The sequence below is a fragment of the Actinomadura mexicana genome (assembly GCF_900188105.1).
Taxonomy (GTDB): Bacteria; Actinomycetota; Actinomycetes; order Streptosporangiales; family Streptosporangiaceae; genus Spirillospora; species Spirillospora mexicana.
Window position 1 is genome coordinate 204,795 of sequence record NZ_FZNP01000011.1, and the last position, 22,380, is coordinate 227,174.

General features: G+C 71.5%; 18 protein-coding genes. 10 read left to right on the forward strand and 8 right to left on the reverse strand.

Translation table 11 applies throughout. The features are described from left to right. Window positions 1-40 precede the first annotated feature (40 nt). The 4 genes from CHC11_RS27365 to CHC11_RS27380 all read right to left on the reverse strand — a co-directional run bounded on the left by CHC11_RS27365 (window position 41) and on the right by CHC11_RS27380 (window position 7,747). The gene (locus CHC11_RS27365) at window positions 41-4,096 is read right to left on the reverse strand and encodes an AAA family ATPase (protein WP_089314689.1); all 4,056 of its coding nucleotides are present in this window, start codon (window positions 4,094-4,096) and stop codon (window positions 41-43) included. 4 nt (window positions 4,097-4,100) lie between these two features. Further along, the gene (locus CHC11_RS27370) at window positions 4,101-5,474 is read right to left on the reverse strand and encodes an esterase/lipase family protein (protein WP_179279024.1); all 1,374 of its coding nucleotides are present in this window, start codon (window positions 5,472-5,474) and stop codon (window positions 4,101-4,103) included. A gap of 417 nt (window positions 5,475-5,891) precedes the next feature. Beyond that, on the reverse strand, window positions 5,892-7,295 hold the full coding sequence (locus CHC11_RS27375) for a tetratricopeptide repeat protein (RefSeq protein ID WP_245919844.1): 1,404 nt from the start codon (window positions 7,293-7,295) through the stop codon (window positions 5,892-5,894). Next, window positions 7,295-7,747, reverse strand: a complete 453-nt coding sequence (locus CHC11_RS27380; protein ID WP_089314691.1) for a cupin domain-containing protein — start codon at window positions 7,745-7,747, stop codon at window positions 7,295-7,297. The genes CHC11_RS27375 and CHC11_RS27380 overlap by 1 nt, the downstream gene beginning before the upstream one ends. 717 nt (window positions 7,748-8,464) lie before the next feature. Between CHC11_RS27380 and CHC11_RS27385 the strand changes: the two genes are divergently transcribed. From CHC11_RS27385 to CHC11_RS27395, 3 genes are all read left to right on the forward strand, one after another. Beyond that, a complete protein-coding gene (locus CHC11_RS27385) occupies window positions 8,465-9,094 on the forward strand; it encodes a TetR/AcrR family transcriptional regulator (RefSeq protein ID WP_089314692.1) in 630 nt (209 codons plus the stop codon). A 171-nt stretch (window positions 9,095-9,265) separates the two neighbouring features. Beyond that, window positions 9,266-9,802: a nuclear transport factor 2 family protein gene (locus CHC11_RS27390; protein WP_089314693.1), complete on the forward strand. Its 537-nt coding sequence runs from the start codon at window positions 9,266-9,268 to the stop codon at window positions 9,800-9,802. Continuing rightward, window positions 9,786-10,463, forward strand: coding sequence for a PaaI family thioesterase (locus CHC11_RS27395; RefSeq protein WP_089314694.1), 678 nt, complete (start codon window positions 9,786-9,788; stop codon window positions 10,461-10,463). The genes CHC11_RS27390 and CHC11_RS27395 overlap by 17 nt, the downstream gene beginning before the upstream one ends. 67 nt (window positions 10,464-10,530) lie before the next feature. Here the strand turns inward: CHC11_RS27395 and CHC11_RS27400 are convergent, their stop codons facing one another. From CHC11_RS27400 to CHC11_RS27415, 4 genes are all read right to left on the reverse strand, one after another. After that, on the reverse strand, window positions 10,531-11,625 hold the full coding sequence (locus CHC11_RS27400) for a CaiB/BaiF CoA transferase family protein (protein WP_089314695.1): 1,095 nt from the start codon (window positions 11,623-11,625) through the stop codon (window positions 10,531-10,533). Window positions 11,626-11,691: 66 nt separating this feature from the next. After that, window positions 11,692-12,747 (reverse strand): phosphotransferase family protein, encoded by a 1,056-nt coding sequence (locus CHC11_RS27405; protein ID WP_089314696.1) that lies wholly within the window; start codon window positions 12,745-12,747, stop codon window positions 11,692-11,694. Then, window positions 12,744-13,766, reverse strand: coding sequence for a DUF7064 domain-containing protein (locus CHC11_RS27410; protein WP_425427347.1), 1,023 nt, complete (start codon window positions 13,764-13,766; stop codon window positions 12,744-12,746). The genes CHC11_RS27405 and CHC11_RS27410 overlap by 4 nt, the downstream gene beginning before the upstream one ends. 249 nt (window positions 13,767-14,015) lie before the next feature. Then, complete coding sequence (locus tag CHC11_RS27415) at window positions 14,016-15,218, reverse strand: ABC transporter substrate-binding protein (RefSeq protein ID WP_089314698.1); 1,203 nt, start codon at window positions 15,216-15,218, stop codon at window positions 14,016-14,018. 292 nt (window positions 15,219-15,510) lie between these two features. On the opposite strand from CHC11_RS27415, the gene CHC11_RS27420 reads away from it, so the two are divergent. From CHC11_RS27420 to CHC11_RS27445, 7 genes are all read left to right on the forward strand, one after another. Continuing rightward, on the forward strand, window positions 15,511-16,377 hold the full coding sequence (locus CHC11_RS27420; RefSeq protein ID WP_179279025.1) for a branched-chain amino acid ABC transporter permease: 867 nt from the start codon (window positions 15,511-15,513) through the stop codon (window positions 16,375-16,377). 2 nt (window positions 16,378-16,379) lie between these two features. Beyond that, window positions 16,380-18,251 (forward strand): branched-chain amino acid ABC transporter ATP-binding protein/permease, encoded by a 1,872-nt coding sequence (locus CHC11_RS27425; protein WP_089314700.1) that lies wholly within the window; start codon window positions 16,380-16,382, stop codon window positions 18,249-18,251. Further along, on the forward strand, window positions 18,248-18,985 hold the full coding sequence (locus CHC11_RS27430; protein WP_089314701.1) for an ABC transporter ATP-binding protein: 738 nt from the start codon (window positions 18,248-18,250) through the stop codon (window positions 18,983-18,985). The genes CHC11_RS27425 and CHC11_RS27430 overlap by 4 nt, the downstream gene beginning before the upstream one ends. Window positions 18,986-19,067: 82 nt before the next feature. After that, window positions 19,068-19,214 carry a hypothetical protein gene (locus CHC11_RS41640; protein WP_179279026.1) on the forward strand — a complete coding sequence of 49 codons (147 nt, stop codon included), beginning with the start codon at window positions 19,068-19,070 and terminating at the stop codon, window positions 19,212-19,214. A gap of 92 nt (window positions 19,215-19,306) precedes the next feature. Then, on the forward strand, window positions 19,307-20,446 hold the full coding sequence (locus CHC11_RS27435) for an acyl-CoA dehydrogenase family protein (protein WP_089314702.1): 1,140 nt from the start codon (window positions 19,307-19,309) through the stop codon (window positions 20,444-20,446). Further along, window positions 20,443-21,402, forward strand: a complete 960-nt coding sequence (locus tag CHC11_RS27440; RefSeq protein WP_089314703.1) for an acyl-CoA dehydrogenase family protein — start codon at window positions 20,443-20,445, stop codon at window positions 21,400-21,402. Before CHC11_RS27435 ends, CHC11_RS27440 begins: the two co-directional genes overlap by 4 nt. Beyond that, entirely contained in the window at window positions 21,399-22,343 is a 945-nt protein-coding gene (locus tag CHC11_RS27445; protein ID WP_089314704.1) for a TIGR03619 family F420-dependent LLM class oxidoreductase, read from the forward strand. Before CHC11_RS27440 ends, CHC11_RS27445 begins: the two co-directional genes overlap by 4 nt. Window positions 22,344-22,380 lie beyond the last annotated feature (37 nt).

Consider the following 22,380-nt stretch of genomic DNA (forward strand, 5'->3'; position numbering starts at 1 on the left):
ATTATGGCTTTCCGTAGTGGCCCTTCCTTCGATCCGGGGATCAGTGTCCGCGTATGGCCAGGTTGCCGAGCGGCCGGAGGGCGAAGAGACCTTCGTCGGTACCGACGATGAGGTCCTCACCGTTCACGGCCAGCGCTTCGCAGCGGAGACCGATCGGGATCCGGTGCAGCAGCCTCGCCGCGACCGGGTCCCAGAAGCAGATCGCGCGGTCATGGCCGGTGGTCGCCAGGAGAGGCCGCCGACCCGGTCCCTGGTACGCCGCGATGGCCACGATCGAGTCCTCGTGGCCGACGAGCGGTGTGCCCCAAGGACCTCCGGTGAACCGCCAGAACCGCACCTCGGGCGCGTGGGCCGTGGACGCCAGGACGGGGGAGCCGTCGGCGAGGCGAAACGCGGCGACGGCCCGCGGGATCCCGTGCTCGCCGGCGTCGATCTCGTGCTCCAGTGCGAGATTCTTCGTATCCCAGATCCGCAGGCGCCTTTCCAGGTCGCCGGTCAGCAGCAGCGCGCCGCCGGGAGCGTCGAGCGCGCCGATCGCCCGGACGGCGTTGACGCGCAGGCGGTTGACGGCGGTCCCGGCGGCGGGGTTCCACAACCGGACCTCTGCGGCGTTCGCATCGGCCAGGGCCAGCAGCGACGAGCCGTCCGAAGTGCCGAACGCCGTGCAGGCCGTCACGGTCCCCGCCGCCTCCAGCCGGGCCGGTGAACCCTCGTCGCCGGCCTCCCAGAGATGCAGGGCCCCTTCCGAGCAGAACGCGAGGCACCCGCCGTTGAGAGCGGCGATCGCCCCGGTCCGTTCCCCGACGGCCCCCGCGGCGGGCGCGGCCGGGCTCCCCACCGTGGGGTACCAGATCTTCACGGTCTCATCGGTCCCGCAGGTCGCGAGATAGTCGGCGCCGTCCGCAGCGGGGAAGGCGGCAAGGGCCCTCACGGGGCCGCGGTGCCCGGTGAGCGGCTCCCGGAGTTGCCTGCCCAGGTGCGGGTCCCAGAGCGACACCGCCCCGGAGGCGTGCCCGCCGGCCAGGTACCGGCGCCCTGCCGTACCGCTGAAGACCGTGAGCGCACGGACCGCGCCGAGGCGCGACGTCATCCGCCGCAGCAGCAGGCCCTCCTCGGGGTCCCACACGCAGACGGCTCCTTCCTCTCCGCCGGTGGCGAGGAGGCCGTCGAGCATGGTGATCGACTCGATGCCGCCCGTGTTCGCGGCGGGCAGGCTGCGGTCGTACCGCGCGGTGCCCAGGTTCCATATGTGGACGCTTCCGTCGTGCCCAGCGCCGGCCAGCAGGGGAGCGTCGTCGCGGGACCGGAAGACCGCCAGTCCCGTGACGCCGCCCTGGGGGCACGGCAGCGTCCGTAACCGCGCCGGGGACGTGGGGGACGAGGCCGGATCGATGAGGTGGACGTCCCCGTCGATGGTGGCGAGTGCGAGGGAGGCCGGGCCGGTCGGGGTGCCTGCGAGGTACAAGTGGTGCTGCCCGTCAGGCAGCGGGATCTCCTGCCGCGATCGAACGTCCCACATGCGCAGTGTCGGTCCCCCATGGCCCGCCTTCTGCTCGGTGGAGGTGACGAGCAGGGGGCGCCCGCCGACGCCCTCAAGAGCGGTGACGGTGAGGACCGGCCCCCGGTGCCCGTCGAGCAGGAGGCCGGCCGGCAGGCCGGTGGCCGGGTCCCAGAGACGTACGGTGGAGTCGCCGCCGCCCGTGGCGAGCAGGTGCGTCCCGCCGGCCCCCGGCACGACGGCGATTCCCGTGACCGGGCCGCGATGGCCCGCCAGGGTCAGGTGCGGGGGATGGGATCGCAACCGCGACCAGCGGATCTCCCAGGCCGCGGCGTCCTGTGACGCCGCCTCGGGGGGCCCGCCGGTCTGGGCGCTTCCCAGCTGGCGCAGCCCCGGCCGGTCACCGGGTGTGGCACGTTCCGCCAGGTGCGCGGTGTGCAGGGTACCGAGGACACCGGCGGGAAGCCGGCTCAGCCCGGCGCCGGCGCGCATGGCGTCGGACGCGACGGCCCGCGGGTCGAGGAGGTCGAGCACGTGCGGGCGGGCGGCGAGCAGGTCCCATTCGCCTATCGCGGCAAGATGGCCGGACAGGTGCCGGACGAGGTACGGGTTCAGCGGGCCCGGCCGTTCGCCGTCGGCCGCCGCGGTGGCCAGCTCGAACAGGGCCAACCCGACCTCCCGCCGGCGCTCCCGGTCGCCCTGCTCGGCGAAGGACTCCTGGAACAGCCGGTGCGCCAGCCGGTACACGCCCTGACCGTCGGCGGCGTCGAGCATGATGTACGGACCGGCCGCCTTCAGCACGGCGGCCACGTCGCGGTCGTCGAGCGCCGCCGCGCCCAGCGCGGTGGCGGCCCGAGCCCAGATGCGGTCGGCGCGTGGCAGGCCGCGGCCCTGGGCGGCCGACAGGGCGGCCAATGCCTGCCGGGTGGCCGGTACTTCCCGTTCCAGGCGAGCGAGCGCGGTACGGAACAGGGCCCGGCGGTCGGAGCCGAGGAGCGCCGCGCGCTCAGCCGCCCGGTCCGGTGCGAGCAGCCCGGGGTCGGCGAGTATCTCGTGGACGGCCAGGGAGGCGTCGAAGAACTCGCGCTCGTCCGCGGTGACCAGCCGGACGACGTCGGCGACGGCCTCATCGAAGGCAGGGGAGGGCTGCCCGAGCGGAGCCAGGCTCAGCCGGACGAACTCCGCGATGTCTTCGGGGACGCGCTCGATCCACGTGACCTGGGTGTTCCGGCCGAGTCTGTCGAGTAGACCGGTGCCGTCCGGGTTCGCGGGATCCGCGCTTGGCCGGGTGCCAAGGACGATCCGGACGCCCGGCAGCTCAGCCAGCCGCCGGAACAGGTCCGCCATGGCCGTCGGCTCTTGCGCCTCGTCCAGTGCGTCGGCGAGGACGGTGAGACCGTTGCCCTCCCGGGACGCCAGCGTTTCGACCAGCTGGTCGGTCAGCTGACTCGGCGACAGCGCGGCCGCGGGCGCCTCCGTCCCGAACGCTTGCGCCAGCGAGGTGGCGAGAGCGTCGATGGTGGAGCCGGTCAGGTGCAGTGAGAGATCGAACGCGGGAACGGGGTCCGGCGCCCAGGGGACGACCTCGAGCTCGGCGACGAGGTCCGCCAGCTCGGGGGTGCTGTGGAGGAGCACGTTGCCGAGGACGGCCGACTTGCCGGACCCGGGCCTCCCGGTGACCGCGAGCAGGCCGTTGCGGCGGCCGTCCAGCCAGGAGGTGATGGCCGAGCGCTCGTCCCGGCGGCCGACGAAGTTCCAGGCGAGCTCGCCGGTGAGGGTCCCGGCGGCTTTGCGCGCGAAGTGCCCTCGTTCGTGCTCGGGGCGTCGTTCGAGCAGTTCGGTGAGCCGTTCGTAGACGTCCATCGAAGCCGTGATGGGTTCAGTGACCTTGGGTGTGCGGGAGATGGGGCGGACCCCCCGGATGTCGAGATCGTGGACGCGGCCGAGGTCGGGTTGGAGGCCGTCGTGGATTCGGCCGAGCAGATCGTGCAGTCGGATCTCGGTGTGGTTGGCGAAGCCGTCGAGTACGTCAGCGAGGACGCGGCGGAACGTCGCGAGGTAGCCGCGGCCCTGGTCCCGGCCGGACGCGATCAGGGAGACGCCCGTCCTGGTGCGCTTGTCGAGGAGCTCGTTGCTGAGGCGATCCAGGAACATCTTGGCGCCGCACGCCTCGACGACGATCAGGGTCCAGTCGGGGTCGTCTCCCCGATTGAGAAGATGGGTACTGACATACTCGGCCAGTTCGCCCGGCCGGTACCACTTGACCGGGTTCTGGCCAGGGATGGCGAGGGCCGCGTCGGTCCGGTTGGACCGGCCGTGTCCCAGCCACAGCAGGACGCTCCGTTTGCTCGATGAAGCCCGCGCCCATTCGCTGAGCCGGGTGTGGACCGCGTTGAGGTGGCGCCCGTCCTCCGGCGCCCACGGGACCGCCGTGCCGCCGAACTCGGCCAGCAGGTCCCCGATGGCCGCGGCCTCGGACGTGCAGTCGATCTTCCCGTGCTCCGTGCAGGTGTCGCCCGAGAGGCAGGTGTCGAAGCCCTCGCACGTGTCGAAGGGGAGAGGGACGATGTCGAAGCCGGCGGCGTCTCGTGCACCCACGTGCTCAGGCCGCCGATGCCGGTGGGACCGCGAGGACGAGCCTGGTGACGGGATCGACGCCCGCCGCCACGGCCACTCGGTACAGTCCGGCGTCATGGACCGTGGCCGTCCCGGCGACGGTCTCCGCGTCACCCGTCCGCAGGAGCCGTGGCGTGTCGACCGGCGGCCTCCTCTCGTGCCGGGCGTCCTCGACGGTGCAGGTGACCGCGAGCGGGTCCTGCACCGAGTCGACGGAGATCTCGAAGGGCTCGCCTACCGTCACGAGGTCGGGAACGCGCACGCGCACGCCCGTTCCGTCGAGCGCCGAACCCCGTGGGATCTCCTCCAGGACGCCGCGGACGATGTCCAGAGCCGAACCGGTGGCGGCCAGCGCGCCGTGGTCCTGGACGATCGGGACGGCTTTGCGGCCTGGCGGGGTGGCCGAGTAGCGGAAGACGGTGCCGTCGCCGGTGTGGTCCACGGGAACCGGACGGCCGTCTTCGCCGCGGTGGACGCGGTCGGCGCCGTCCCGGCGGAAGCCGTGGAAGAGCGCTTCCACCGTCCCGTTGCGCAGCCGCAGCGACTGTGCGGTCTCCTGCCCATATCCGACCACCGCGGTGTGCTCGGGCAGTGCCGCGGCGTCCAGGTGCCGGTGGAAAACCGCCGACCGCTCGGCGAGGTCGGGATCGGCGCCCAGCGCGGCCAGGTCGCCCCGGCTCAGCGCCACGACGTCGTCATCGGTGACCAGGCATCGGTAGGTGGGCAGCAGGTCGTGCAGCCCGGGAAGGGTCCTGGCCAACTCCTGCATGTGCTTCTTGTCGAGCCGGACGGGCAGGCCGCGCCCCGCGTTGAGTATGACCGTCGCCTTCACCGCGCCCTCGAACGGTGTGCCGAGCGTCACCGACGCCCTGACCTGCGCGGCGAGGTCCGGACGCCGCGCGCACATCGACGCTGCCACGAGCCCGCCCATCGAGTGCGCCACCAGGACGACCCGGGCGTCGCCCTCGTCCGGAGCGCTCCGCCGCGCCGCCATCTGAGCGGGGTGCTCCCGCCATCGTTCAAGGTGCCGTGACAGACGTTCTGCGAGCAACCCGGCGTTGAACTCGACCGAGAGCCGCCAGTCGTAGTCGAAGGGCAGCACCGCGTCCGGATGCACCACACACGCGCGGATCTCCCGCATCAGGTTCGAGTACGGTTCAAGTCCCAGCGAGGGCGCCCATTCCGGCGTGGACAGCAGTCCGTCCGGCCTGATCCTCCCGACCTTCCCGTCCCGCTCGTCCTCCGTGACGGCGAGCGTCGCCAGATCTCGTCCGTCCCGCCAGCGCGCTGTGAGCCGGGCAATCTCCAGGACACCCCACAGTCGTCGCCCGGTGGCGTCCTCCACGAGGTTGCTCCCCATGACCCCTGGGAGCACCACGACCGCGTCCCGCGTTGCGTGCCGCCGTGCCGCCGATGACTGCGCAAGCCGGTCTTCCCCCATGGGAGATCAGCCTAGGCGGGCGAATACTGACAGAGGCTGGTCTTCCTGGAGTTGTCTGACATCGGCCACTGATGTGCACGACTCGGCTGATGTACCCCGCGTTTCGCGGTGTCGGGAACGGCGATGGTGCCTGTGACACCGGGCTAATACGCAAGCCGCATCTAGAGGTCTTAACAGAATCAGCGGACGAGGCGGCGCCGGCAGATGATGGCTGCGGCCAGGGTCATGAATGCTTCGTGGATGTTGTCGCGCGTCTCCCAGCGGATGCGCAGGCGGCGGAACCATTGCTGGCCGCCGTTACCTGGCCACCGTGCCAACATCCACGCTCTCGGAGGCTTAGGGGCGGCGGAGTTTCGCCGCGTGCGATCGGGCGGTGGTCGCGGTGGCCGCGTCGCCGAGGGCTTCGGCCACGTCGGCGTGCTTGAGCCAGTTGAACGGGCTGGACGGTCGAACGCTGATCCGCTCGCTGACCAGGACGCGGGCCAGATCGAGGCGGCCGGAGCGGAGTGCGGCCTCCAGCAGGGTCTTCTGCACCGCGTCGCGCTGCGCGTGACTGCCGCCGAATTCGTTGACGTGGTGCCTGATGGGGGCGAGGAGGTCGACGGCGGTGGTGTGGTCGCCGCGGCCGAAGGCCACCAGAGCGCGGCAGACCGGAAGGCCGACGCGTGCGGTCGTCGCCTGGTTGGTGACGTCGGGCAGGGGAGCGGCCAGGTAGGCCTCGCGGTCGGCGATCAGCCGGTCGGCGTCGCTGAAGCGGCCGGCGCCCACGAAGGACATCACCGCGTGCATGTCATTGAACGCGTAGAAAGGCTCCGGGGTTTTGGACGCCCAGGCGTCGGCCAAGGCGTTCCACCTCGCGGTCTGGTCATCGCCTTCGAGAAGCAGGCGCCAGAGCAGGGCGGCGGCGTCCAGCAGTTCCATCGCGGTGCCTGTCGACTCCGGGCCGTGGAGTACGGCGTCGTAGATCTCCAGTGCCCGGGCCGCGTCTCCGGCCTCCAGTGCGTAGAGCGCGTAGTGCCACCATGCGTGCACTTTGAAGAATGTGCCGGTCGACCAGTCGGTCAGACGTTCGTCCATGTAGGCGATTCCTCGCCGGAATCGGCCTTGCATCTCGTAGGTGTGGACGACCGCGTGGATGCCCCACACGTCCTTGGGGTTGAGCTCGACCGCGCGCAGGCCGACCTCTTCCGATCGGTCGTAGTGCCCCGCCTCCTCCAGCCCGAAGGCGTACATGCCGAGCAGGTGACCGAAATGCCGGTCGGTCTCGCTCCATGCCGTCAGTGCACCGCCGACCCGGTCGCGCAACGCGCGGGCGTCCCCGGTGAAGTAGTCGATCTGATGGCCGGCGAACAGCGCGAGGACGTCGCGCGGGTACTCCTCGCTGATCTTGCCGAGCAGGCGGCCGCAGCCGGGGAAGTCGCCCTCCACCAGGCGTTCGAGCGCCGCGACGTGTGCCCGCTCCCTGGGGAGGAGCCCGGAGTCGTCCACGCGCGAACGGAAGCGCCGGAACCGCTCCGCCGCGGCCCGTGCGCCCTCGGGCTCGGTGCTCAGCAGTTCGAGGTATACCGACAGGACGTTGCCCAGCGGGAAGTCGGGATCCGCTTCGAGTGCCCGCTTCGCTTCGGCATCGACCTCCGGCCGGAAGTGCAGCAGCTCATGGATGGCGTTGTCGTAGTGTTCGACTGCGGTGCGGCTGCCCGCCTCGACGGCCAGCCCGTGCTCGTCGGTCTTCATGGCCATCAGGTGTTCGTCGGGCGCTCGACGCCCGCCCACAGACTGGGAAGGTTGACCACGATTCCCTCCTGCGTGCTGCGGGCGATGACCACGACCGCCTCCTCGTCGGGGGAGGGGTTCTCCTCACGGTGCGGGACATAGGGCGGGACGAAGATGTAGTCGCCAGGCTCGGTTTCGACGCGGACCTCCTCGGCGCCTTCGGCGAAGACGAAGACCGGGCGGCCGGAGACGATGTAGATCGCCGTTTCCGCCGCGCCGTGGTGATGGTCGCCGGAGCTGGTCGCGGGCTCGACGTGGGTACGGCCCATCCAGAGCCGTTGCGAGCCCACGCTCCTGCCCGAGATCGCCTCGTACCTTCGCATTCCCGAGGTCTGTGCGGTGTCGGGGTCCATGTCGGCGCCGCGGACATGCTCGATGCGGCCATGCCAGGCGGCCGTCCCCCGTGCGTGATCAGTCACTTGTGTCTCTCGTCGGTCATTTCGGTGGGGAGGGACCCCGGCGTGTCCCGGTTCCTCGTGCCTTGCTCGTGGTCGTCGCCGGCGGCACAAGCGGCAGCGATCTTCGCGTGCTTGTGCGCCGTCCCGTCTGAGAGGGCGCGGGGTGGAGGCGGAAGAGATTCTTTCGAGAACGATTCAGCCTTGCATGCGGTACTCCGTTCGGGCAACGGGCTCCGCCGGCTGGTACGGCCTCGTTTCCGTACCGGCGTGCCGCGGCAGCCCCTCTTCGAGGATCGACGATAACGCCGGTTGGCCGGTGCCTCCCTGAGGCGCCGGCCCGGCGTGGACGAAAAAGGGGGACGCGCGTCGCCGATGGGCTCCTGCGGGCGCTCGTTGAGCCGGAGCGCATATGGATACTGACTGTCCAGTTGGTCGTCTACGGAGATACGACTGGGGAGTGACGGCCTGTGGATGCGGGGCCACTTCCGGATCGAAAGGCCTCGCGTCCGGGCGAAGGCGCGAGTGCAGCGGCGCGGAGGATCCCTCTGGAAATCGCTGGAGTGGAGCAGAGCCCACCAGCTGGTCGGTACACTCAGGTCGGTTTGATCTCGCAATGGCGGGTCGTGAGGTCCGCCCGGACGCCGGCGTGCACAGGCGCATGGTGGAGCGAAGCGGGGCATCCTCGCGGGAAGGACGAGAGAGTGATCGGCAGCAGTTCGGAGCGGAGGCGGGTGCGGTATGCCTAGGCCGTCGCGCCGCGTCGACGTGCGCGCCACAGCCGCGCGCATCTTCCGCGAACACGGATACCTCGCCGCGACCATGGACCAGATCGCCGACGAGGTGGGGCTCAACAAGGGGACCCTGTACCACTACTACCCTTCCAAGAGCGCGATCCTGTACGAACTGCTGTCCGAGCAGGTCGACGCGACCCTGGACATGCTGGCGCGGGTGCCGCTGACGGGCAGCAGCACCGAGCGCATGCGCTTCTTCGTCCGCGAGCAGGTGGCACATGTCGCTACCAGCGATGACGAACTGGTCGTGTTCTTCCAAGAGGTCCCGTGGATGGACCAACGGCTGTCCGCCGAGGACGCGCGGTCGATCCGGCAGCGGATCTACCGCTACGAGGAGTTCGTGAAGTCGCTCCTGGCCGAGGGGGTGCGCACCGACGAGTTCCGGCCGCTCGCGCCGTCGACGACCCTGTATTCGATCATCGGGATCCTCGCCTATGTGCCCAACTGGTATCGCCGTCCGGAGGACGGTACGGACGACCTGCTGGTCGAGGAGGTCACCGACTTCGTGATGGGCGGCATCTGCGCCGGACGGCCCGAGAAGCCGGCCATCGGCGCCCCCCGCGGCTCGGGGAACTGACGTCCGGTTCCGCGGCGGGGCACCTCGCTCATCGGCGGAGCATCTTCGTCTCCGGGATTGCAAACCGACTGGCTGGTTGGTTAACTTTGGGGAGCCGAGGGACCGTCACCGTCCCGACGGCCGCCCGCTCGGGACGACGAGCGCCGGAGCGAGAGTGAGGAGCCAGAGCCCATGGACGCCGAGATCGAAGCGCTGCGCCGCGAAGTGCGGTGGCTACGCGATCACGAGGAGATCCGCCGGCTGCTCTACCGGTACGCCCGCGGGGTGGATCGGGCGGACCTCGACCTGATCAGGTCCGTGTACGCCCCCGGCGGGACGGACCGGCACGGTCCGTTCGACGGCCCGGGAGAGGAGTTCGCGCAGGTCGTCGTGAGCGGCGCCGAGAAGGCGTGGGATCACGTGGGCAACCACAACATCACCAACACCGTGATCGAGCTCGACGGCGACCGGGCCCGTGCCGAGGTCTACTTCCTCGCCTTCCATCCGCACGCCGACAACGGGTCCCCCGAGTTGGGGGTCATCTCCGGGCGGTACCTCGACCACCTCGAACGGCGCGACGGCCGGTGGGGCATCGTGCGGCGGGTCGTCGTCTCGGACTGGACGCGCACCGACCTGCCCGGGGCCGAATGGGAGCGCACCACCGAACGAGGCGGCTACATCGGCGGTCGCCGGGGGAGTACCGACGCGTCCTATGAGTTCTTCGGCTGAGCACGGCGGCGCCGCCTCCGGGCGCGCCGCCGCGGACGTCCCGGCCGGCGGGCCCGCGCTGAGCCCGCACTGGGCCGCGTGGAGCAGGGAGGCGGCCGAACGGGCCGCGGACGGCTGGCCCGCGATGATCGAGGAGCTGCGCGCGCTCCAGGACGCCGCCGCCGGAACCGTCCCCCCGGCGGACGCCGTGCGGGAGGCGAGCGCGCTGCTCGCACGGGTCCGAGAGCTGCTGGAACCGTACCGGGTCGCCGCGGCGGACCAGATCTTCGGCCGCCTGCTGGAACTGCCCGGACGCGGACAGACCCTCAGCCCGCCGCTGTGGATCACCCGCCATGCCGACGACGAGATCACCGCCACCACCTGGTTCGGGCCCTTCCACGAGGGCAGCCACGGCGCGGCGCATGGTGGCGCGGTCTCCCTGATGTTCGACGACGCGCTCGGCCGAGTCGCGGACCTGGGCGGAAGGCCGAGATCGCGCACCGCGAACCTGCACGTCGACTTCCGCAGCATCACCCCGCTGCGGCGCCGGTTGGCGGTCCGGGTGCGGATGACCGAGCAGGCGGGACGCAAGCGGTACCTGCAAGGCACGCTGCAAGACGGCCCGCGCCTGTGCGCGGAGGCCACCGGACTGTTCGTGGAGATGCGCCCGGGCCACCAGTGAGCGACGCCCGCCGCGGGGCCGATGCCAGTCCCCCGAGGGGTGAGACCCCACCCCCGGGGGAGTGGGGCTAGGACTGGTCGGTCGGCACCTCTTGGACGGGGACCGGGGCCGAGGGGGGCTCGGGGAGCCGGGTGGGTGTGCGGGAGAAGCGGGGCGCGGGAGCGGCCTGGGTGAGCCCATCGCGGGTGACGGTCGTGGCGCGCGCGGCGACGTGCGGATGGCCGGGTACCTCGGAGAAGGAGAGGACCGGCGTGACGCACGCGTCGGTGTCGGCGAAGGTCTTCGCCCAGTCGTCCCGCGTCCGGGTCGCGAACACCGCGGCGAGGGCGGCCTTGAGCTCCGGCCAGCGCTCCCGGTCGTCCTGCGCCGGGAGTTCGGTTTCCGCGAGGCCGAGCCCCTCCAGGAGCGCGGCGTAGAACTGCGGTTCGATCGCGCCGACGGCGACATGGCGCCCGTCCGCGCAGGTGTAGGTGTCGTAGAACGGGGCGGCCCCGTCGAGCAGATTGACTTCGCGCTCATCGGCCCAGGCGTCCTGGGCGAGCAGGTTCCAGACCATCTGTGAGAGCAGGGCGGCCCCGTCGATCATCGCCGCGTCGACCACCTGCCCCTGCCCGGACCGCTGGGCCTCCCACACTCCGGCCAGGACGCCGATCACCAGGAGCATGGACCCGCCACCGAAGTCCCCGACGAGGTTGAGCGGGGGCACGGGACGTTCCCCGGCGCGCCCGATCGCGTGCAGCACACCGGTCAGCGAGATGTAGTTGATGTCGTGGCCGGCGCGCTGCGCCAGCGGACCGTCCTGACCCCACCCCGTCATCCGCGCGTACACCAGCCGGGGGTTGCGGGCGTGGCACTGCTCCGGGCCGACCCCGAGGCGTTCGGTCACTCCAGGGCGATAGCCCTCGAGCAGGACGTCGGCCCATTCGGCCAGCCGCAGCACGTTCTCCCGATCAGAGGGGTCCTTGAGGTCGGCCGCGACGCGCCGGCGGCCGCGCAGCGTCGGATCCCGGTCCTCGGCTCCGATCTGGAAGCCGCTCGACGGCCGATCCACCCGGACGACGTCGGCTCCCAGATCGGCCAGGATCATCGCGGCGTGCGGCCCGGGACCGATGCCGGCGAGCTCCACGACCTTGAGTCCGCTGAGGGGTCCTTCTCGATGCACCTTGGCCTCCTGGCCATCTGTGAGTTGGTGGGAGAGCGGTCCGGCACGGACCTGGGGGCGGAGCGGTCAGGTCTGGTCGAAGTGCGATCGGGCCAGGTCGGTCCAGTGGTCGGTGGTCGAGGCGAACCGGCGCGGATCCTCCCCGTCGTCCATCGCGCCGGAACCGAACCGCATCGCCGTGCGCAGGCACAGGCACGCCAGCCGCCAGGCGGCCAGTGAGCGGTACAGGTTCAGGTGGCCGAGGTCGGCCTGTGACGTCCGGGCGTAGACCGCGATCGCCTCCTCCTCGGTGACGGAACCGGGCGCCGCGGTCGGCACCGTCACACCGAGCATCGCGCCGGGCGGCGGGTTCCAGTAGTTCAGGAGCATCCCGAGGTCCGCCAGCGGCTCACCGAGCGTGACCAGCTCCCAGTCCAGGACGGCCCGGACGGAGCCGTCCGCGCCGATGATCGCGTTGCCCAGCCGGTAGTCACCGTGGACGATCCGGCCGCCCGCGTCCCGCGGCAGCCGGTCCGCGAGCTCGGCCCCCAGCCGGTCGAGGCGTGCGGTGCGGCCGCCGTCGAGTGGGGAGTCCAGTGCCTCCAGATCGGCGAGGACCGCACGGAAACGGCGCAGCTGCCTGCCGTTGTAGTCGGCGCGCGGGCCGAGGTCCCCCAGCCCGACCGCGTCCGGATTCACCGCGTGGAGCTCGGCGAGCACCGAGACGATCTCGATGGACGCGCGCCGCAGGCCGGCGGCGGTGAGCACCCGCCGCGCCTGCTCGGCGCGGTCGAGCACGAAGCCTTCGACGAAGTCGGTGACGTGGCAGGGCACACCGAGGGGGTCTGCCGCGCCGCCGGTCATCCGGACACGGGGCACGGGCACGACGGTGTCCCGCAGAGCCGCCATGGCGCGGGCCTCGCGCGCGGCGTCGTGGGCGCGGCCGCCGGAGTGACCGGCGGGGGCGTGGCGGAGTGCCCACGCGTGCCCGGCCCGGTCGGTCATGCGGTAGGTGAGCATGCTGTAGCCGCCGGTGATCCTGTCGAAGGCGAACGGAGGGTCCGCCTCGGGCAGGCCGGCGCGGAGCCAGTCCGCGACGTCTCGGGGGACGTGGTCGGCCAGCGGGGGAGGGGGCGCCGTCATGCGGGCTCGGTGGTCTGCCGCATGCCGAGCGGGAGCCCATCGACCAGCTGGTCGAGGATCTCGACGACGCCGAGTCCGGTCCGCCCGTCGTCGGTCCTGAACTCGTACACCGAGTAGCCGATCCGCGTGTCCAGCGCCGCTCCGTCATCGTCCCGGCGGTGGTGGCGCAGGGGAAAGAAGCGGTGGGGCGTCGCGGCCGTCGCGGTCAGGGTCAACGGGCCGTCCGGGGTCGAGAGCACGATCACGACCTCTTCGCCGAAGCCGTCCCCGGTCCAGCGGACGCGGACGTCCTCGAGCCCGGCTTCGGTGAGCGCGCCGCCCTTGACGAGGGCGGCCTCCCTGATCGTCTCACCGGTGCGGCGCGCCACGAAGAGCCCCATGACCTGCGTCCCGTCGTCCAGGTTCGCGATGGCCCAGCGGTACCAGCACGGTCCGGCCCAGTCGCGAGGCCCCCACGAGTGGTCGCGCAGTCCGCGCCCGTTGACCTCGATGCCGCGACCGTCCACGGTGATGGTCCCCCGCACCGCGATGAACTGCTCGAAGTGCCCGAGCGCCATCGACTCCTCGACGTAGTTGGCCGGGTCGTCCCCGTTCGTGCCGAACGCCGGGCCCTGGCCGCGGACGTCGAGTTCGATTCGCACGGTGCGGCGCGGCGCCTCGCGGAACGCCGACGAGGGGGTGGTGAGCACGCGCGGGTCGGCGAACGACGCGAGCCGTCCGTCGAAGGTCAGTCGCTGCCGCCGGAGCGGCTCGACGATCTCGAAGGTGAGGTCGCCGGCCGTGAGCCCGCCGGGTGCGGCCGCGGAGAGGCGCCGGTAGTCGAAGAGCGCCTCGCCGGGCAGGAACAGCATCACTCCCGCCTGGGCCGCCAGCCGGTTCTCCTGGATGGCGACGCGCAGCCAGCCGACCGCACCGCTCTCCGGACAGGCGAAGTTGTAGTAGGTGCTTTCGTTGTACGCCGGATCGTCGTCGGCGCGGTGCCGGTACTCGTGGTGCGGTTCGATCTGCTCGGCGAACATCGACACGGCAGGCCTCCTAAACCAACTGCTTGGTTGATGACCTAAGAAGGGTGGGCGACGGTCGAGGCCATCAGCGGCGGCGGCCACGGGCTCGCCGACTTCGCCGCCTCACTGGACCGCTGCGGCGTGCCGGCGGAACTGGTCGAGCGTCACCTGAGCGCCCGAGGTGATCCGTCCCTGTACGACCCGGGGGATATGACGAGCGGGGCACCTCCGAAGGGATGCTCCGCTCGCCGGGGTGCCGCGGGCTCAGCCGGGCGGGACCACCATGCCGTTCTTGACCGGGCTGTACGGCACGAAGACGAAGTCCTTGGGCGTCACGTCGGGGAAGTGGTTCTCGCTGGAGAAGCCGACCGGCATGACGTAGTTCGGCATGTCCTCGGGCTTGGCGTTCTCCACCGCCTTGGCCATCTGCTTGGGGTCGAAGCCTCCCGCCAGGTCGGCGGCGTACGCGGCGAGCAACACGTCGTTGTACGCGACGAGGTAGGTGTTGATCGGGAACGGCAGCTTGCCGCCCCCCTCCTTGAGCACCGCTTGGTAGAAGGTCTTGAACGCCTTCGACTCCGTCTGCGGCGTGCCCTTCACGTTCGCGGCCAGCTGCTGGAACTCGATGCCCTCGAACGCCGACGGGTCGGCGATGTCGGCCAGGTTGTTGGCCGAGAAGGTCTGGGCCGAGTACGTCGGGAGGGTGAGGCCGAGCTTGGTCCGCGCCGAGACCACCGCGGCGGCGCCCGGGAAGTAACCGGCGAAGACGAGCGCGTCCGGCTTGCCGGCCAAGGCCTGCTGCAGTTGCGCCGTGGCGTCCACCGCGCTCGGCGGGACGCTCACGAAGGTGGCCTTGATGCCGGCGTCCTCGAAGGCCGACTTCGCCACCGCCTCGAACGCCTGGCCCGAGGAGTCGTCGGAGTCGACCACGCCGACGCTGGCGTGGCCCTTCTCCTTGAGCTTCTCCACGAGGCTCTCGGTGTAGTCGGGGATCGTGTGCGCGTTGCCGAACACGAGCGGGTACTTCTTCGGATCGTTGAAGGTGTTCGCCGTGAAGTGCTGGGACACGAACACGCCGGTGTTGGAGAGGATCGGGATGCCCGCGGGGATCTCGGCTGCGCTGCCGGGAAGGACCGCGTGGGGCTTCCCGCCGCTCAGCCGCTCCTGGAGCTTGGCGGCCAGCTGGTCCGGGCTGCCGGCATCGTCGGTGATGTTGACTTCGAGGTCCTTGCCGAGCACGCCGCCGTTGGCGTTGACGACCGCCACGGCGGCCTTGTTGCCGACGGACATGGCCTGGCCCACGGGCGCCACGGGGCCGCTCAGCGCCTGGAAGATCTCGATCTTCATCGGGCCCGCCGACCTTGATGACGCGCCGCCGTCACCGCCCTCGCCGGAGCTCCCGCACCCGGAGGCGGCGAGCGTCGCGACGGCGGCGGCCGCCGCCAGTCGAGTCCAGTTCGACCTCATGGGCCAACCCCTTCTGATTCATACAAATGATCATATACCTCTATATGATTCGGTGTGACCGTAGCCACATCGCGGAAGCCGAGTCAAGGTCTGCAGCCCTGTGAGCAGCTGCGGACGGTGTCCCCGCCAGGGCCGGCGCCGCGCGGCCGGCGCCCGGCTCCCCCGCAGGGGAGGGGGCCGTCCGCCGGCATCAAGTTAATGATTTAGTTGATTTAGATGTGATGTGCGGCATATGGTGCCGCCACCAGCGCGGTCCGGGCGACCGCGGAACCGTCGTACGGCAGGGGCACTCATGACGATCGTGTGGGCGGGGCTGTCGTTGGGCGCGGTCTACGCGCTCATCGCCATCGGCTACAACATCACGATGACGTTCGGGGGCGTCTTCAACCTCGCCCACGGCGCCTTCGTGGTCCTCAGCGCCTTCTTCTCGTGGTTCATCATCGTCGACCAGGGCTGGCCGTGGTGGACTGCGGCGCTCCTCGGGTTGGCGGGCGGCGCCCTCCTGGCGGGGATCGAGGAACTGGTCGCGGTGCGCCCGGTGCTCCGGCGGGAGAACGGGCACGCGCTGCTCGTCACGACGGTGGGCGCTTTCGTGGTGATCGAAGGGATCCTGATGGCGACCTGGGGCGAGGAGCCCAAGTCGATCCCGTTCTTCGGAGGTCAGGAGGCGCTGACCCTGCTCGGCGGCCGGGTCGCACGGGTGGACCTCTGGCTGATCGCCGTCGCGGTGGCGGCCGGAGTCGGGCTGCACCTGTTCTCCCGCCGCAGCCTCTGGGGGCTGGCCGCGCGCGGCGCGACCACCGACCCCGAAGCCGCCAAGCTGCGCGGCATCGACGTCGCCGCGTTGCGCACCGGCTCCTTCGGCCTCGCCGGGGCGCTCGCGGGGCTGCTCGGCCCGCTCATGACGCCGAAGACGGGCGCCAGCGTGAGCATCGCGATCACCCTTACGGTGTTCGGCTTCGTGGCGCTCGCCGTGGGCGGCTTCGGCAACTTCCTCGGCTCGATCGTCGGCGGTCTCGTCATCGGGCTGGTGCAGAGCTACAGCAGCCGGTATCTCGGGGTGGAGTACCCGCCGCTGCTCCTGTTCGCGCTCCTGCTCGCCGTGCTCGTCGTGCGGCCCACGGGCCTGTTCGGCCAGCGCGGCCTGAGGGCGGTGTGACCATGGCGGACAGGCTTCGTTCACTGGTGACCGGGACGCCCCTCCTCGCGGTCCTCGGCTTCCTCGTCGTCCTCATGCTCCCGGCGATGGGACTCGACTTCTACTGGCAGCGCCAGGTCATGCTGATCGCCGTCTTCACCCTGATCTGCAGCGGGCTCAATCTCAGCTTCGGGTACGCCGGCGAGCTCGCCCTGGGGCAGGTCGCCGTGTTCGCGTCCGGTGCGTACGTCGCCGCGGTGCTCTACAACCACGGCCACACCGACATCCTGCTCGCCTTCCTCGCGGCGGTCGCGGTCGCCGCCGTCGCGGGCCTGGTCTCGGGGATCCCGGGCCTGCGGCTGAGTCACTGGTCGCTGGCGCTCGTCTCCTTCTTCTTCATCCTGCTGATCCCCAGCCTGGTGTCGATCTTCGAGGAGCAGACCGGCGGCAGTGCCGGGCTGCCCGGGGTGATCGGCCCCACGATCTTCGGTCACCAGCTCCTGGGCCCGGACTTCTACCGGCTCGCGATCGCGGTCACGTTCGTCTGGATGCTGGTCTTCCGGAACATGGTCGTGTCACGGTTCGGCGCCATGCTCCGTGTCCTCGCGTCCAGCACCACCCTTGCGGAGACCATGGGCGGCTCGGTCTACCGGCTGCGCCTGCAGGCCTACGTCCTCGGCGCACTGCCCGCGGGAATCGCCGGCGTCCTCTACACGTACATGACGGGCTTCATCAGCCCGGAGGCCTTCACCATGACGCTGACCATCGCGTTGCTGGCCGCCACCGTGCTGGGAGGCGCGGACAGCGTGTGGGGGGCACCCGTCGGGGCGGCCGTCCTGGTGCTGGGGCCGCTGCAGGCGGCGTCCTTCGAGCAGTACTCGACCGCGGTCTACGGCGGCTTCCTGGTCGTCGTCGGCGTCGCGTTCTCGGCGGGCCTGGCGGGCATCAGCCGGCGGCTGCTCCGGGGGGTCGACGTGCGCCGGCCCAAGCGGTACGCGGCCGCGGACGCCCCCGAGGCCGGGGCGGAGAAGGGCGAGCTCACGATTCCGGGCGAGCAGCTCCAGATCACCGGCGTCACCAAGGCCTTCGCCGGCCTCAAGGCGCTGAACGGGGTCGACCTCACCGTCGAGCCCGGGACCATCACCGCCATCATCGGCGCCAACGGCGCAGGTAAGACGACACTGCTGAACGCGGTGTCCGGGGTCCTCCGCCCGGACACCGGAAGCATCGCCCTCGCCGGCCGGGAACTGACCGGGCTGCGGGCCAACAAGGTCGCGCGCGTGGGGGTGGGGCGCACCTTCCAGACACCGCTCATCCCCTCCGGCATGTCGGTACTGGAGGTCGTCGAGACCGGACGGCTCCGGCACGGCGGGCTCGGGCTGATCGGCGCCATCCTGCGGTCGCCGCTCTTCCGCCGGGTCCGCAGGCACGACCGGGAGGCGACCCTGGCCGCACTGTCGTTCGCCGGGCTGGAGCAGCGTGCCCACGAAAGTGCCCACTCGCTGCCGCTGGGCACGCGCAGGCTCCTCGAGGTCGTCCGCGCGGTGGCCGGCGAACCGCACGTCCTGCTGCTCGACGAGCCGGCGGCGGGACTCGACGACGACGGCCTGAACGAACTGGCGACGCTGATGCGGCGCACCCGGGACGCGGGCGGGACGGTGGTCCTGGTCGAGCACAACGTGCCGTTCGTCATGGACATCGCCGATCACGTCTTCGCCATGGAGCTGGGCGAGGTCATCGCGTCGGGGGCGCCGGAGGCGGTGCGCCGCGACCGGCGGGTCATCGACAGTTACCTCGGCCGCCGGGGCGAGGGCCACGGGCCGCCCGGGGCGGCGGGAGCCCCACCCCCGTCCGCCGGCGAGCCGGCATCCAGCGGGACGGAGGTCGGGTCATGAGCCGCCCGGTCGAGAACGGACCGAAGCTCGAGGTCTCGGGCCTGTCGGTCGCCCATGGCGACCTGGTCGCCGTCTGGGACGCGTCGTTGACACTCCGCCCCGGGAGCGTGACGGCTCTTGTCGGGCGCAACGGAGCGGGCAAGACCACCCTGCTGTCGGGGATCTGCGGGCTGCTGCCCATCCGGTCGGGGACCCTGACGCTCGACGGCGAGGACATCGGCTCCCTGCCACCGTGGCGGCGGGTCGCCAAGGGACTGTCGGCGGTCCAGGAGGGCAAGCGGGTCTTCCGCGACCTCAGCGTGCGGGAGAACCTGGTGCTCGGCCTGCGCGGCGGCGGCGTCCGCCGCGCCGCCCTGGAGGCCGAACTGGACGCCCTCTACGAGCGGTTCCCGATCCTGGGGGAGCGGCGCGCACAGCGTGCGGCCGACCTCTCGGGCGGGCAGCAACAGATGCTCGCGATCGCCACCGCCCTCGCCGCCAGGCCCGCCGTCCTGCTGGTCGACGAGCCGTCGTCGGGCCTGGCCCCCGTGTTCGTCGACCTGGTGTTCGAATGCCTGGAGCGGCTGCGGGACGACGGCCTCGCCATCCTGCTCGTCGAACAACTCGTCGAAGAGGTCCTGGGCGGGATCGCCGACGAGGTCATCGTGCTGGAGCGCGGGCGCGTCACCCTGCGCGACTCGGCGGCGAACCTGACGGTCGAGGACGTGGCCGAGAGCATCTATTCGTCGGGCTGACGCCCCGGGGCGCCCGGTCCCGGATCGAAGGACCGGGCGGGAGGCGGGCAGTCGCCCGGCCGCAGCTTGGAGAGGAGGGACGATGCCGCGAGACGACGGGAAGCCGCGCCAGGTGCGCAACGCTCCACCAAGGCTGAACACCATGAGCGTGTCCGAGGCCGTCGCGTCCCAGTTCCGTGCGCGGATCCTCGACGACTACGGCGGGCGGCGGCAGTCCAGGGCGGTCTGACCGTGCGGGGGCCCGACCGTGCAGGACAGGCACCGTCAGCAAAATATCTATATGATTAATAGATTAACATCCAGCGAAGAAGGAGCAGGGGCGTGGACGTGGAGATGGACGAGCGGGCCGAGGAGCTCCGCGCACGACTGCGCGCGATCCTCCGCGAGCTCCTTCCGGACGACTGGTCGGGCCCGTTCTCCGAGGATCCGCGCGTCCGGCTCGTCACCCGCCGGGTCATCGACCGGCTGGTCGCGGAGCGCCTGCTGACCATCGACTGGCCGGAGGAGTACGGCGGCGCGGGAGCCACGCTGTGGGAGTCAGCGGTGCTTCGCGAGGAGATGTGGGCCCATCTGGAGCCCCGCGGAGCGCAGTACATGGGACTCAGCTGGGTCGGCCCGACCATCATGGAGTTCGGCACAGGGCCGCAGAAGGCCAGGCACCTGCGCCCGATCGCCGCCGGTGAGGTGGTCTGGTGCCAGGGGTTCAGCGAGCCGGAGGCCGGGAGCGACCTCGGGTCGCTGTCGCTGCCGGCGGTCCCGGACGGCGACGGCTGGCTCGTCCGGGGCCAGAAGATCTGGACGTCGTACGCGACGCTCGCCGACTGGTGCTTCCTGGCCGCCCGCACCACGAGCCGCGAGCGCTCGAAGACCGGCGGCATCACGATCTTCCTGGTCCCGATGGACCGTGCCGGGGTGAGCGTGCGCCCGATCGCGTCGATCATGGGTCCGCAGCACCTGAACGAAGTGTTCTTCGAAGACGTCCGGGTCGCCCCGGACGACGTGCTCGGGCAGGTCGACAACGGCTGGGCGGTGATCCGGTTCGTCCTCGGCCACGAGCGCATCGGCATCCCGAGGTACGCGCGGGACGAGCGGCTGCTCGCCGAGCTGGGAGCGGTGGAGGCCACCGCTGCCGGCGGCCTGGGCGAGGACTTCGTCACCGCCCTGGTGCACGCCCGCACGGCGCGGCTGCTGAACCACCGGGCCATCGCCCGGCGGGAGGCCGGCGGGCTCACCGACCGGATCGCGTCAGGTGCGCGGATCGCCTCCATCGAACTCGACCAGGAGGTCGCCGGGCTCGTCCTGGACGCCCTCGGCGCACCGGGGCTGCGGCCGCATGGGGGCGGGGTGCTCGGCCACGCCGAGGACGTCTACCGGTATGCGCGCTCGGCCACGATCGCCTCGGGCACCATCGAGATCCAGCGCATGCTGGTCGCTCGCTCCCTGATGCAGGACGCTTCGTGAAGCGGGAATGGGCACCGGCGGCGCTCGCCCTGCGGGACGCGGTGCGCGCGGTGCTGGCCGATCGCGGCGGGGTCGAGATCGCGCGCTCGGCCGAGGAGCGGCCGCGGGTTCGCGGCGATGACCTGCGGCCGGCGCTGGAGTCGGTCGGGGTGCTGGACCTCGATCCGCTCGGTGACGCCGAGGAGTCGGAGGCGGCGATGCTCGCCGTCAGGGCGTGCGGCGCGGTCGTCGCGCCATGGCCGGTGGCCCGCGCCCTCACCGTTCCCGTGAAGTGGCGGGCGCGCTGGCAGGCGCTGTACGTCGTCGACGGCCCGGTCTCGCACCTGGAGCATGCCGACCTGTTCGAGAACGCCGGGGCGGTGCCGCTGGGCGGTGACCCGCTGCCCCGGGCCGCGTCGCCCACGGGTTCCCGAGGCCGGGCGCCCCTCGACCCCTTCGGAGTCCCGGTCGAGATCCGCGGACCGGTCGGCGCTGCCGCGCTGCCCGACCGCGCGCTGCTGATGTCGTTCGTCCTCGACGGTTTCTGGATGGCGGGTGCGCTGGAGACGGTCGCGCTCCAGGCGGCGGGCTACGCGGGGACGCGGCGCCAGTTCGGCAAGCCGATCGGACGGTTCGGGGAGATCCGGTGGCGGCTGGCCGACATCGCCGTCGCGACGGACGGTCTCGATGAGCTCGCGACCTACACCTGGTTCCAGGTGCATCGGGGCCGCGCGACCCTCGCGGACGCCTTCGCGTTGCGGCTCGGGATGCTGGAGGCCGCGGACTCCGTGCTGCGGCACGCGCACCAGGTGTTCGGTGCGATCGGGCTCTGCGAGGAGCACGACCTCACCCTCCTGGACCGGCACCTGACCCCGGCGCTGCTGCGTCCGGCGAGCCTGAGCCGCACCCGCGCGCTCCTCCTGGAGGCGGTCAACCGGCACGGTTTCCGCGGCACGTTCGACGTGCCTCACCGGTGACCGGGGAGCGGGCGGCCCCGCAGCTCACCTGGGGGATGCGCAACTACGCCGCCACGCGACCGGAGAGCTGGCGCCATTTGCTGGACCAGGCCCGTGCCGCGGAGGACGCCGGGCTGGACCGGGTCTTCGTGAGCGACCACATCGTGTTCGGTTCCGACCTCAGCGCGTACGGAGACCCCGGCAGCGGAGGCAGGGCGGGCGGCCGCCAGCCGACCGGCCCCGACGGCGACTGGCTGGAGTCGCTGACCGTGCTGGCCTCCCTCGCGGCGGTCACCTCCCGCATCCGGCTCGCCACCAACGTCCTGGTGGCGCCGCTCCGGCCGCCGGTCCTGCTCGCCAAGGTGGCCGCCACGATCGACGCGCTCAGCGGGGGACGGCTCGAACTCGGCGTCGGCGTCGGCTGGCAGGAGGCCGAGTACCGTGCCCTCGGCGTCGACTTCTCGAAGCGGGGGCAGGCGCTCGACGAGCTGCTCGCCGCCTGCCGGGAGTTGTGGACCAGCCCGGTGGCCGCCTTCGAGGGCCGGCACGTGCGTTTCGCGGAGGTGCACATGATGCCAAAGCCGGTGCGGGCGGCCGGTGTGCCGGTGTGGATCGGCGGCTCCGCCAAGCCGGTCGTGGCGCGCCGGATCGTCCGCCACGGCGTCGGCTGGATTCCGTGGGGGGTCACCGCCGGGACCTTCACCGGCGCCCTCGGTGAGATGCGGAGGCTGGTCGAGGCGGAGGGCGGGGACTTCGGCGACGTCCAGGTCGCCTACCCGCTCGCCAACGCCTTCACGTCCCGCGGCCGGGTCGACTACCCGGCAATGTTCGCCGAGACCGGTGCGCTGGCGGAGCAGGGCGTCACCGACTTCCGGACCTTGCTGCGGGTCCCCCACCGGTACGACGAGGCGCGCCCGATGCTCGACGAGATGGTCCGCGAATTCGCCGGCGCGGTCGGTTGACCTCTTGTCAACCAACCGTACGGTTGGGTATACAGAA